This window comes from Terriglobales bacterium (genome assembly GCA_035764005.1).
Taxonomy (GTDB): domain Bacteria; phylum Acidobacteriota; class Terriglobia; order Terriglobales; family Acidobacteriaceae; genus Gp1-AA112.
In genome coordinates, this window is sequence record DASTZZ010000055.1 from 50,302 (window position 1) to 62,419 (window position 12,118).

Genomic DNA, 12,118 nt, shown 5'->3' on the forward strand with positions numbered 1-12,118 from the left:
CCGCAATCGGCTGGTAACACAACTTCGTGAACACCTGCGTCTTTTGCCAGATCGTCAGCCGTGCCGTTCCTGCAGCCATTGTTTTCGAAGATGCCGATACTTTGGCGTTCCTGGATCATCGTCCGGTGTTCCCCGGTCATTGCCTTTTAGTTCCCAAGCAACATCTTGATTCGCTGGTTGATGTGGAACCGCCACTGCTCGGAACGCTTTTTGCGAATGCACGTCTGCTCGCGCTGGCAGTTGAGAAAGGCCTTGGAGCTCAAGGAGCTTTGGTGGCAGTCAACAACCGGATCAGCCAAAGCGTGCCTCATATGCACGTGCACGTTGTGCCGAGAACGAAAGGAGATGGTCTCAAAGGATTTTTCTGGCCGCGACATAAATATCGCGATCCCGGGCATATGGAAGACGTCCGCCGGGCGCTAGCGGATGCGATGGCGTTCCTGCGAGCCGCCTGAAACCGCGTCGGAATCGCACCGGATTCTGCAGATTTCGCAGATGAACCATCTCTTTTCTACGCGACTCGCAAGCGTTCGCACCGTGCGACTCGCTCTATCGCAGAGCAGTACGCCGCCATTCTCAGACTGACGTTCTCGCGACGGCTGCGATCGAGAACCTGAGAGTATGTTCGCATCATTGACGTTTGCATCTCGTGTTCGACACGCTCGGGATCGCATGCTGCATGCTGAACATTGTTTGACCACTCGGCGTAAGCCGCAATGACTGGCCCCGCAGCGCTTACCAAGTCGGGAACGACTGTCGCTCCGCGATTCGCCAGGATGCGCTCAGCGACGGGTGTAATCACCAACTCAGAGCTTTCGATGACCAGCTTTGCTCGAACCTGCGAGGCAGCAGCGGGATTCAGCGTGCCTTCGGGAGCGGCGATGATGAGAAGATCGCAATCCAAGTTGTGGATCTCTACAGCTTCCGCAGCTCCTTCGTAGCCGACAAGAGTACCCGCGGACCGGACATGATCGGCCAGTTCGTGGACGTCGATACCCGTTGAACAGCGCAATCCGCCGTGAATATCCGAGAGCGCGACGACAATGCATCCAGCATCGAACATCGCCTGCGCCGTAGGCAGGGCACTCTGATCGAGAGAACGAATCGCGATGCGCAGGCCAGAAGACGGGAGCTCAGCTTCATTGGCACACCGAAGCGCAAGAGCGGACACGGTTCTGCCGATGATTGCGTCCCGGTCGCGCACGCCTCCAGCGTGTTCCGGTTTTCCCAAAACCGGGGTCATCGCAGCCTTTTCAAACGAGCTGTACTCGTCACGCATCCACATCATGACTTCTTCGTCGGCGTTTGGTCCGGGAACACAGAGGTCCTGGTAAATGCCGAGCTGATGATGGATCCGTCCGGTGTACTTTCGTACCAGAGACTCGAATTCTTTGCGGCTGAGGTGTGTGGAATCGCAGACGATCGCTCCTGCCGCTCCGCCAAACGGAACGTTAGCCGCAGCGCATCGCCAAGTCATCGATTCGGCGGTGCTCCTCACTGCCTCGAGATCAAGACCCGATTGAATGCGAACGGGCCCAAGCAAAGGCCCTCGGACACCGTTATGCTGAACTCGATATCCGCGGAAGAGCTGCAGGCGTTGATCGTCGCGGCGCAGCGGAATCTCTACTGTCAGTTCCCGAAATGGAGCTGACAGCAATCTGCGCATTTCCGGATGGATTGCCACGCGATCGGCCGCCATCTCGAAGTACCGGCGAACCGAAGAAGACGAACTCTCTCGTAGCCCGACCGCTGCACTCAGCCCCATACGACCGCTCCCGTGCATCCTGGCGACGACAAGGCGTGGCGTCGCGTCCCTAACTGCACCGGTACAGTTGCACCTAGCCGACGTTAGATGCCGCACAGCTACTCTGGAGAGAGTAGCTGAATGGATTATTTTCGTCCCGCGCGCTTTTGGGCGACCACTAGGCCGCGAGGGGTGGGCAGAAGAACCACAGAAATCAACCCATCCTGCTCCATTTTCAGTGCAGCTTCGCGGACGGTCTTCAAGTGAGAGCTGGCGTCGTGCATGAGGATCACACCGTTCGGGTTCATTTGTGGCAGAAAACGGCGTACTTCCTGCTCGCGCAGCGGCGGATCGCTGTCGCTGAAGAGAAGGTCGATGCTGCCATTCACCCTGGTTTCCAGGCTGGATTCGTTGCGGGCTTCAATCCACTCGGCCAGCCCGGAGCCGGCGAAGCGCGCTTTGGCTCTTGCAAATACTTTTGGGTCGTATTCGCAGGTCACAATCTTGCCCAACCCGTTTGCCTTCAGACCTTCGGCAATCCATAGCGTGCTGATGCCCATGAAGGTTCCGGTCTCCACCACTACTTGAGGTTTGATGGTGCGCACCAGACAGCGCAGAAATTCGAGAACCTCGACCTCGGCAGTCATGGAGTCATACATGCTCCAGCGCTCCGGATGAGTGCACTCCGGCGTGGCACGGTGATACTCGGGCTGGAGCACATCGCCGCGTTCAGCGAAGTGCTGCAGGATGCGGTGCTCTCCCTTTTGTCTGCGGAAGTTTTTTTTTACCGTCATCAGGATTGCGGCGCCGGCGATGATGGATCCCAAACTCGCTGCCTGTGCGTTACTCAAACCGAAAAACGAGCGCGGATTGATGCGAATGAACTCAACCAGAAAACGCTCGATACCCATCCAAATGAGATAGAGCGCCGCCACTTCTCCTACAGGACGCGGTCCGCGCAGCGACTTCGCTCCCTGTCGCCACAGGTACCAGAAGATGAGCGTCGCGGCGATGGCTTCGTAGATGGGTGTGGGATGAACGTGTTGCGTGGTCGGCACGAGCCCGTTAGGAAAGCTCATTCCCCAGGGCAGCGAGGTGGGCGTTCCGTAATCGCCGTCGCCCGAAGTTAGACATCCGATGCGTCCTACTGCGTAACCGATCGCCGCCGCGGGAGCGCAGACATCGAGAATCGCGAGATAGGAAAGCCTGTACTTGCGCGCCAAAAGATAAAGCGCAAGTAGCACCCCGAGGAATCCGCCAAACCACGCAAAACCAGAACGGCTGAAGAGTTCGCCAAACGGGTTCGCAACGAGGTCGCTCGGCGTTTCAAAAACGTGGTACAGCTTGGCTCCGATGATCCCCAGCAGCGCGCAAACCGTAACCACGTTCTGCGCGTCCAGGTTCATGCCGCGCCGGTGAATATCCGCGCGAAGGACGAAGTAGCCTGCGACAAACGCGAGGAGCATCAGCAGGCCAAAGCTGCCGATCGTGAAAGGCCCAAAGTGGATGTAAGGGATCAAGAGATTGAGTATAGCTGTGAGGAGCTTCTAGGCTCCTAAGCTTCTGAGCATCTAAGCTCGATCAAGTCAAAGCTCAGCAGCTTAGAAGCTCAGAAGCTTAGCAGCTCTTTGCTACGCTACCTCCATGCGCGACATCCTCCGCCAGCGCGGTCTGCGGCTCATCTTCATTGCCAACTTGATCTCGATGTTGGGCAGTGGGATGAACTCGGCTGCGGTCGTCTGGTACATCCTTCAAGCCACGCACTCGGAGATGGCGCTGGGCACTGTCATCATTCTGCAGACAATTCCTGCGCTGCTAATGCTGCCGTTCACCGGCGTGATCATCGATCGCGAGGATCGGCGTCACGTTGTGATGTTTCTCGACGCATCGCGCGGTGTGATCATTGTGGGCGTCGCGTTCCTCGCTCTCGCAGGCAAGGTCAGTCTCTGGGAGCTGTATCTGATGAACACCCTCGTGGCGGCAGGCTTCTGGATGTTCTGGCCTTCGGTAACTGCGCTGATCCAGGAGCTCACGCCGGAATCGCAGTACGTAGCCTCGAGCAACTTTCTGATGGCCGGAGTGCAGGGAGGATGGCTCATCGCTGGCGCCATTGTGGGATTTGTGTATAACCATCTGCACCTTGGCGGTGTCCTGCTGCTCGACTTCAGCACTTATGCGATCTCCATTAGCTGCTATCTGTTCGTGCGCAAAGGACGAATTGTGGTCGAGCGTCCGGTGGATACGCCGGTTCCGCACAACTCGCATCCGGTCGCGCGATATCTGCACGAACTGCGCGAGGGCTTCGGATATCTCAAGCATCGGCCGGCGGTGACGCTGGTGGGAATCAGCATGGCGTTGTTTATGGGCGGAATGCTGACACAGGGTATCGTCACTGCTCCTCTCGACGACCGAATTCTTCATGGCGGCGCCGTTGGGTATGGGTGGCTCAATGGCTCGTGGGGAGTCGGCGCGTTTCTGAGCACGATGTACACGCCTTGGGTGATTGGACGTTTACGCACCCGCGCCAGCATTCGTTTGGGAATGTTCGTTCTCGGCGGATGCATGTTCCTCGCACCGCACTCCCGTGTGCTGGCGCTCGCAGCCTTTCTCTTCTTCCTCATGGGCTCTGCGCGCGGACTCGGCGGGACATCGTTGAATACCAGTCTGATGGAACTCGTCCCTCCACACTTCATGGGGCGCACACAAAACACGTTCTACTTCATGGGCACGCTGCTACAGTTGGGACTTGCCTACGCTGTAGCTTTTTCCGCGCATCGAATTGGATTGACTACCGCGTATGGAATTATCGCGGTGACCTATCTTTCCGCGTGCGCTTCGACTTTGCTGCGAGCCGATCAGATTTCATTCGCGAATTCGGAGATCGCCGCAGAAACGTCCAGCATTCAGGAGACGGCGTCATGAGTTCGGCAGCACAATCGGCGCGCATCAGTGCGCGCGGCCCACGTTCGATTCTCGCCCTCTCGCCGCTCATGGCCATGCGGCGCAATCCTCTGCTTTACATGGAGGAGCTGCACCGCGAGTACGGCGATCTGATCCACTACCGTACTCTCGGACGCGAAGTGTTCATGCTTTTTCATCCCGACATGACGCAGGACATGCTGGTGATGCGTTCGCGCAATCACCATCAGGGACGCGTGATGCAGCGCTCGCGCAAGGTGCTCGGCAACGGACTACTCACGAGCGAAGATGCATTCCATCTGCGGCAGCGCCGACTCATTCATCCTGCATTTCATCGGCAGCGTGTGTTCGGCTACGGACGCGCGATGGTGGATTACGCAGAACGTCACCAACACTCCTGGCGCAGCGGTGATGTGCTCGATGTGCATCAGGAGATGATGCGACTCACGCTGGCTATCGTCGGTAAAACACTATTCGATACCGATGTGGAACGCGATTCGCGAGACATTGGACAGGCGTTGAACACGTTCATGCATCTGTTCAAGTTCGCCGTCCTTCCCTTTTCGGAATATCTGGAAAGACTGCCGATCCCGCCTGTGCTGCGCCTGAAGAAGGCACGCGCACAGATCGATCGCATCATCTATCGCTTTATTGAAGAGCGCAGGCGAACAGGAGAAGATCGCGGCGACTTGCTATCCATGCTCCTCGCCGCCGAAGACACCGAAGCCGGCAGCCACGATCGGATGGATAACGATCAGGTACGTGATGAATGCGTGACGCTTATTCTTGCAGGCCACGAGACGACTGCGAACGCGCTTACCTGGACATTCTTTCTGCTGGCGCAGCATCCGGAGATCGCCGAGCGTCTGAAGAAAGAACTCGATACTGTCCTCGGCGCACGAACGCCGCAGCCGGAAGATTATCCCAATTTGAAATACGCCGAGATGGTCTTCAGCGAGTCGATGCGACTCTATCCACCGGCGTGGGGGATTGCGCGCACCGTGATCGAGCCATACGAAGCGTTCGGCGTCACGTTTCCAAAAAACGCGATCATTCTCACCTCTCAATGGATCACTCACCGCGATCCCCGCTGGCATCCCGATCCGCTGCGCTTCGATCCCGAGCGCTGGACGCCAGAAGCCCGCGCCTCACGCCCTAAGTTTTCGTACTTCCCTTTCGGCGCAGGTCCACGGCAATGCATCGGCGAATCGTTCGCCTGGATGGAAGGCGTGCTGCTGCTCGCCAGCATCGCCCGCAACTGGAAGTTCTCGATCGTGGTACAGACCAAGGTGGAACTCATGCCCCTCATTACATTGCGTCCGAAATATGGAATGAAGTTGTTGGTGGAGCGTCGAAAAGATTGAACACGGAGGGCACGGAGGTCGCGGAGGTTTGCATGGTAAGTCTCGACGTTCCGCTCTTCCCTCGCGGTCAATTTAGCGATGCCGGCCATCTTTCCCACGTAACCCCTCTGTGCCCTCCGTGTCCTCCGTGTTCAAAAGCTTTTGACTTTGCTTCCTCGGCAGGCTAAACTGCTGGCGAATATAAGGCGAAAATATTGTATGGCTTCCCTCCCCCTGTATGTCATTCCTTCGACTCCGCGCCTGGTCGGAATTGCCAAGCTCGCCAGCGAGGCCGAGCATGTCGATAGCGGGCACCAAGTCGAGTTCTTCTCGCTTCCGGTCCGCTCGATCCTGAATCGGTGCGATCCCAAAAGGAAGCTTCCCTTCGTTTGGACCATCAATCCCTATCGAGGCTGCGAGTTCGCCTGCAAGTATTGCTATGCGCGCTACACGCACGAGTTCATGGAGCTGCGTGACGCGGACGAATTCGAGCACAAGATCTTCGTAAAGGAAGAAGCTGCGTGGCTGCTGCGGCGCGATCTGAAGAAGGTTCGCACGGGCGAGGAGATTGCGATTGGAACGGCCACTGATCCGTATCAGCCTGCCGAGCGTCGGCACTTGGTTACGCGTTACATTTTGGAAGAGTTGTCGCGACATGCGGGGCTGGAGATCGGGATTGTTACCAAATCAAATCTCGTTCTGCGCGACTTGGACTTGCTCAAACGAATCGCGGAGCAGAACACGATCGGTGTTCACATTACGGTCACGACTCTAAATTCCGATCTTGCGCGCATCCTCGAACCGCGCGCTCCTCGGCCCGATTTAAGGCTCGAGGCCGTTCGCAGGTTAAACGAGGCTGGAATTGCGGCAGGTGTGAATTGCGCGCCGGTTCTGCCAGGTATTACGGATTCTCCAAAGGAATTGGAAGCCTTGGTAAAGGCGGCGTCAGAGGCACATGCGACGAGTATCTTCGCCAATCCTTTGTTCTTGAAACCGTGCTCGCGTTCGGTGTTCCTGCCTTTTATCCAAGACAAGTTTCCCGATCTGGTGCAGCGGTATGAGCAGCTATACGGAGAGCGGGACTTCGGCTCGCAGCTCTATCGCAAGCACTTGAGCGCGCTTATGTCGAAGTTCAAGAGGAGATACGGTATAGGAGCGCCCGGCCCGCGTGGACCGATTCGGGAATATGCGAAAGAACCAAGGAGTGAGCAATTGGCGCTGTTTTGAGATTGCGTGGAGTCAGGCGCGCCCTCGCCAGGGTGTTGCCCCCAAGCGATGCCGATGAACGCGTATGCGCCTTCGGCAGCTCAAATAACTCTTGGGCATGGAATTCTCACCAGACATCCGGGCGCCGGGCGCGCGGCTCCACGCAGATCCTACTCGTACCGCAACGCCTCAATGGGATCTACCTTCATCGCTCTTCGCGCCGGCACATAGCACGCCAGAAGCGCAATTCCGCGGAGCAAGACTGAGACGCCAAGGAAGGTGATTGGATCTGTAGGCTTCACGCCGAACAACATGCTCTCCATGAAGCGCGTGAGCGCCAGTGCGGCGACGAGTCCGATGCCGATCCCGATCAATGCCATGCGTGCGCCGTCGCCCAAGATCATGCGCAGCACATCGACGCGCTGCGCGCCCAAAGCCATGCGGACTCCGATTTCTTGTGTGCGCTGCCCGACGAGGTAAGACAACACGCCATAAATCCCCACACTGGCCAACAGCAGAGCAATCCCGGCGAAACACGCGAGCAGAGTCATGGTGAAGCGCTTTTGTCCGATCGAATGAGCAACGGTCTGCTCCAGAGATTCCGGCGCATAAACAACGAGATCCCGATTCGCAGCGAGCAACTGATGACGCATCTCTTCAAACGAGGGAATATTGGGGCGCGAAGTGCGGACGTAAACGTCAGAACCCAAGCCAATGCGTTTGAGCGCGAAATCGGGAGTTTGTGCATAGGACATATACAGCTGCGCGTGCAGAGGGCTGCGCGCATCGGAATCCAGCCCCCACTGGTTCACGTGTCCCACCACGCCTACGTTCTGCAGGTAGGGAATTTTGTTCGGATCGGAAGGATCGGTATTCAGATCGATGTAATGACCGATCGGGTCTTCATTCTTGAAATATTGCTCGGCAAAGGTCTCGTCGATTACCGCTACATAGGGCGCGTGCTCGTTATCGGCTTCGGTTAAGAACCTTCCCCGCTTCAGTGGAATTTGCATCGTCTGCAGATATCCGGGTTCGACGTCATACTCCAGCGTCATCGGGAGTTCACTGCGTTTCGGCATGGGTCTGCCTACGATCCAGAAGTTATCGTCGTCGTCGCCCGCCATAGGCTGTGCGCCGAGGCTGAACGAAACTGCCTTAACACCCGGCATGGCGGCGAGTTTGTCGTGAAGTTCTCGCTGCGCTGCCCGAATGGTGTCTGGCGATCCGCCTTTGAAGGAGGGCGGGCCTGAGAACGAGAAGGTCATGACGTTGTGCGGATTGAAGCCCGGGCTCAGGCCCCAAAGCACAAAGAGTGTTCGAATCATCAGCCCTGCGCCGACCAGCAGGACGAGAGCCATCGACATTTCAAAGACGACGAATACGGATTGCGTGCGGCTGCGTGCTGCAGCTAGAGAGCGTCCACTTTCTTTGAGCGTCGCCCCGACGTTCGAACGCGTAGTCCTCAGCGCTGGAGCAAGTCCAAAAGCGATGCCCGAGACGATAGAAACGATCAGCGTGAAAAGTAAGACTCGATGGTCGAGCCCAATATCTTCAGCGCGAGGCATGGTTCGCGGCATAGCTGCTAGTGCCGCCGAAGTTCCGAATTTCGCCAGCAGCAATCCCAATCCACCGCCAATGAGTGCCAGGAGAATGCTCTCGGTAAGAAGCTGACGAACGATGCGACCCTCGCCAGCGCCGAGGGCGATACGAATTGCGAATTCCCGATTCCGGACAGTCGAACGAGCCAGCAGCAGATTGGCTACGTTCACGCAGGCAATGAGGAGCACGAACATTACGGCGACTAGCAGCACAACCAGCACAGGCCGGATGTTGTGCCCGCCGGGCGTACCGTCGGCTCCGACGATCTCGTCCTCGAAGCGCACGAGATAGGCTTGCTTCGCACCATTCACATCGGGATAAGCCGCAGCCAATTCGCGTGAGACGCGAGCCATGTCCTGTTGTGCCTGTTCGAACGTGACCCCAGGCTTCATTCGACCGATCGCGTCGAGTCCCCAGCCTGCAGCACGGTTGTCGTGAAACTGATGCTCATTCCATTCCCCAACTGGAACGTACAGTTCGTTCGGCACTTCACCACGCTGAAAGTTCTGAATATGCAGGTGGAAGCTGGAAGGCACGACGCCGATGATTGTGCGCGCAGTGCCGTTCAAATCCATGCTCTTGCCGATGATGTTAGGATCGGAGCCGTACTTCCGCTTCCATAATCCTTCAGTGATCATGGCGGTGGGAGTAGCGCCGATGTGGTCCTCGTCAACGGAGAACGTCCGTCCCAGAATGGGATTGACGCCAAGGATCTCGAAAAATCCCGCTGAGACCATCGAGCCGTGCAGCCGCTCCGGTTCACCGGCGCCAACGAGATTGAATCCGTCGGAGCGATAGGCTGCCATTGAGCTGAACGTCCGGTTCATTCGGCGCCAATCTTCAAAGTTCGGGTACGAAATGGATCCGTTCTTGAAGTTCGGCATCTGCGTGAACAGCGAGACGATCTGCTCGGAATGAGGGAACGGCAGCTTACTGAGCAACACGCCGTTTACAACCGAGAAGATGGCAGTGTTGGCGCCAATGCCTAAGGCCAGCGTGAGAATCGCGATAGCCGAAAACCCTGGCGATTTCGCCAGCATGCGAGCGCCGTAACGCAGGTCCTGTAAGAACGTTTCCATGAACACTCCAGACGGCTAAACATTGATTGAGTTAGCACCCTTTGTGCCGTGATATTGCTAGGCATTTGTTGAGCTTACGAGTTCAGCTTATTGGGGGCATGTTCGTCGTCAGCGTTAACTGTTCGGAAACGGACAGAAAAACCGCCACGGATCACACGGATTTTACGGATTAGCGGATTTGAAGTGGATTATCCAGCAGCCGCAGCTTGGCTCTGGTTGGGCTTTCTTTCATTATCGAACAACAGCCGTTTGATCTGAGCCGTTGGACCAAAATTCAGCAGCAGGCCCACTTCGACGTTCGTCGCCCGCAGGTAGTTGAGCAACTGACGTTCGTGTGCTTTCTCTAGCGCCGCAACTGCCTTCAGCTCGACAATCACCAGCGATTCGACGACCAGATCGGCGCGGAAATCACCCAAGTCAACTCCCATGTACACCACACGGATGGATTTCTGTTCCTCGAATTTCAACCCGTTCCTCGCTAAATGCAAAGTAAAAGCCTTCTGATAAATGCTCTCCAGAAAACCATGCCCAAGATCGTTATAAACGGAGTAGAAGATTCCAATCAGTTTCTCAGTCAGTGCTTCGTGCTTCATTCTGTTCTCTCCGTGTGATCCGTAAAATCCGTGAAATCCGTGGCGGTTCTATTCGATTCCAAAACTCTTCCATTTCTTATCAACGAGCGCCTTCACGACAGGATCCATCTGAATTTCATCCGGCCAGGGGCGGGAGAAGCCTTCCGTGGACCATTTTCGCGTCGCATCGATGCCCATTTTGGAACCATAGTTCGGCAATCGGGAGGAGTGATCAAGAGAGTCGATAGGGCCCAGTGTGAACTGGATGTCGCGTTCGGGATCGATGTTGTTGAAGACCTTGAGCGTGACTTCACCGATGTCGTGCACGTCCACATCTTCATCGACCACGACGATGCACTTCGTAAACATCGCCTGGCCGAGAGACCACACGGCGTTCATGACTTTGCGCGCTTGGCCGGGATATGACTTGCGGATGGAGACGATCATCAGGTTGTGAAAGACGCCTTCGACCGGGAGATTTACATCGACGATCTCGGGAATCGTCAGTTTCATCAAGGGAAGGAAGATTCGTTCGACGGCTTTGCCCATCCAGGCGTCTTCCATGGGAGGCTTGCCTACGATTGTTGTCGCATAGATAGGATCTTTACGGTGAGTGATACAGGTGACATGGAATACCGGGTAGTCGTCCTCGAGCGTGTAGAAGCCGGTGTGATCGCCAAATGGGCCTTCAGGCCGCAGCTCATCGAGCTGCACGTACCCTTCGAGAATGATTTCAGCATTTGCTGGCACTTCGAGATCGACGGTTTCGCATTTCACCAGCTCGACCGGCTGCTGGCGGAGGAAGCCGGCGATGATGAATTCCTCGACATCAGGCGGTGCGGGAACGATGGCTGAAAACGTGAGGGCAGGCTCAGTGCCGATGGCAACAGCAACTTCCATCTTTCCGGACGGGCGATCTCCTTCCGCGAGCATGCTCCCCCCGGAGGAGCGCGCCATGATATCGACTGCGCTGCTTGTTTCTGCCCCGCTCGATCCCGCGGCCGCGCCCATGCGTAGCCGTTCGCGGTAATGCTCGGCGGCGACTTTCTGCCGCTGCCAGTGCATGCCCGTGGTGCGCTCGTCGTAGATCTGCATGCGGTACATGCCGACATTGCGCTTACCGGTTCTCGGATCGCGCGTGATGACGCACGGCAGGGTGATGAAGCGCCCGCCGTCCTGAGGCCAGCATTTCAAAATGGGAAAGTCGAGCAGAGAGAACTTTTCGCGCTTAATAACTTCTTTGCATGGACCAGTGGAAAGTGTTTTTGGAAAGAACTTGCCCATCTCCGCGAGCATGGGCAGCATCTTCAATTTTTCCAGAAAGCCCTCGGGCGATTTCATGTTGAGCAGCTCGCGGATGCGTCCTGCGATTTCGTCGAGCGAGTCCACTTCGAGCGCCATCTGCATTCGCCGCTCGGAACCGAATTGGTTGATCAACAGCTTCGACCCGGGATGTCCTTTAACGTTTTCAAACAAAAGAGCAGGGCCGCCTGGTCTCGCGCCCTTGGATTTGGATACGCGGTCGGCAATTTCCGTAATTTCGAGGATCGGATCCGCTTCGACCCGAATGCGCTTCAGTTCGCCGGCACGATCAAGGGCGGAAATCCAGTCACGCAGGTCTTTGTAGGACAAAAGAAGCTCCTAAGCTGCTGAGCT

General features: G+C 56.7%; 9 protein-coding genes. 4 read left to right on the top strand and 5 right to left on the bottom strand.

Going from position 1 to position 12,118, the window contains the following annotated elements; all coding sequences use genetic code 11:
• Window positions 1-26: 26 nt before the first annotated feature.
• Entirely contained in the window at window positions 27-455 is a 429-nt protein-coding gene (locus VFU50_08270) for an HIT family protein (GenBank protein ID HEU5232839.1), read from the top strand.
• Window positions 456-511: 56 nt separating this feature from the next.
• Here the strand turns inward: VFU50_08270 and VFU50_08275 are convergent, their stop codons facing one another.
• Together VFU50_08275 and VFU50_08280 are read right to left on the bottom strand one after the other, a co-directional pair.
• Window positions 512-1,765, bottom strand: coding sequence for a Glu/Leu/Phe/Val dehydrogenase dimerization domain-containing protein (locus VFU50_08275; protein HEU5232840.1), 1,254 nt, complete (start codon window positions 1,763-1,765; stop codon window positions 512-514).
• Window positions 1,766-1,890: 125 nt separating this feature from the next.
• Window positions 1,891-3,264: a prolipoprotein diacylglyceryl transferase family protein gene (locus VFU50_08280; GenBank protein HEU5232841.1), complete on the bottom strand. Its 1,374-nt coding sequence runs from the start codon at window positions 3,262-3,264 to the stop codon at window positions 1,891-1,893.
• A 124-nt stretch (window positions 3,265-3,388) separates the two neighbouring features.
• Here VFU50_08280 and VFU50_08285 point away from each other — a divergent pair, with 124 nt between their 5' ends.
• The 3 genes from VFU50_08285 to VFU50_08295 all read left to right on the top strand — a co-directional run bounded on the left by VFU50_08285 (window position 3,389) and on the right by VFU50_08295 (window position 7,233).
• Complete coding sequence (locus VFU50_08285) at window positions 3,389-4,666, top strand: MFS transporter (GenBank protein HEU5232842.1); 1,278 nt, start codon at window positions 3,389-3,391, stop codon at window positions 4,664-4,666.
• Window positions 4,663-6,027 carry a cytochrome P450 gene (locus VFU50_08290; GenBank protein HEU5232843.1) on the top strand — a complete coding sequence of 455 codons (1,365 nt, stop codon included), beginning with the start codon at window positions 4,663-4,665 and terminating at the stop codon, window positions 6,025-6,027. Before VFU50_08285 ends, VFU50_08290 begins: the two co-directional genes overlap by 4 nt.
• Window positions 6,028-6,225: 198 nt before the next feature.
• Window positions 6,226-7,233 carry a radical SAM protein gene (locus VFU50_08295; protein HEU5232844.1) on the top strand — a complete coding sequence of 336 codons (1,008 nt, stop codon included), beginning with the start codon at window positions 6,226-6,228 and terminating at the stop codon, window positions 7,231-7,233.
• A 149-nt stretch (window positions 7,234-7,382) separates the two neighbouring features.
• On the opposite strand, the gene VFU50_08300 is transcribed toward VFU50_08295, so the two are convergent.
• The 3 genes from VFU50_08300 to VFU50_08310 all read right to left on the bottom strand — a co-directional run bounded on the left by VFU50_08300 (window position 7,383) and on the right by VFU50_08310 (window position 12,094).
• Window positions 7,383-9,890, bottom strand: coding sequence for an ABC transporter permease (locus VFU50_08300; protein HEU5232845.1), 2,508 nt, complete (start codon window positions 9,888-9,890; stop codon window positions 7,383-7,385).
• 188 nt (window positions 9,891-10,078) lie between these two features.
• Window positions 10,079-10,483, bottom strand: a complete 405-nt coding sequence (locus VFU50_08305; protein ID HEU5232846.1) for a GxxExxY protein — start codon at window positions 10,481-10,483, stop codon at window positions 10,079-10,081.
• A gap of 48 nt (window positions 10,484-10,531) precedes the next feature.
• A complete protein-coding gene (locus VFU50_08310) occupies window positions 10,532-12,094 on the bottom strand; it encodes a UbiD family decarboxylase (GenBank protein HEU5232847.1) in 1,563 nt (520 codons plus the stop codon).
• Window positions 12,095-12,118: the final 24 nt, after the last annotated feature.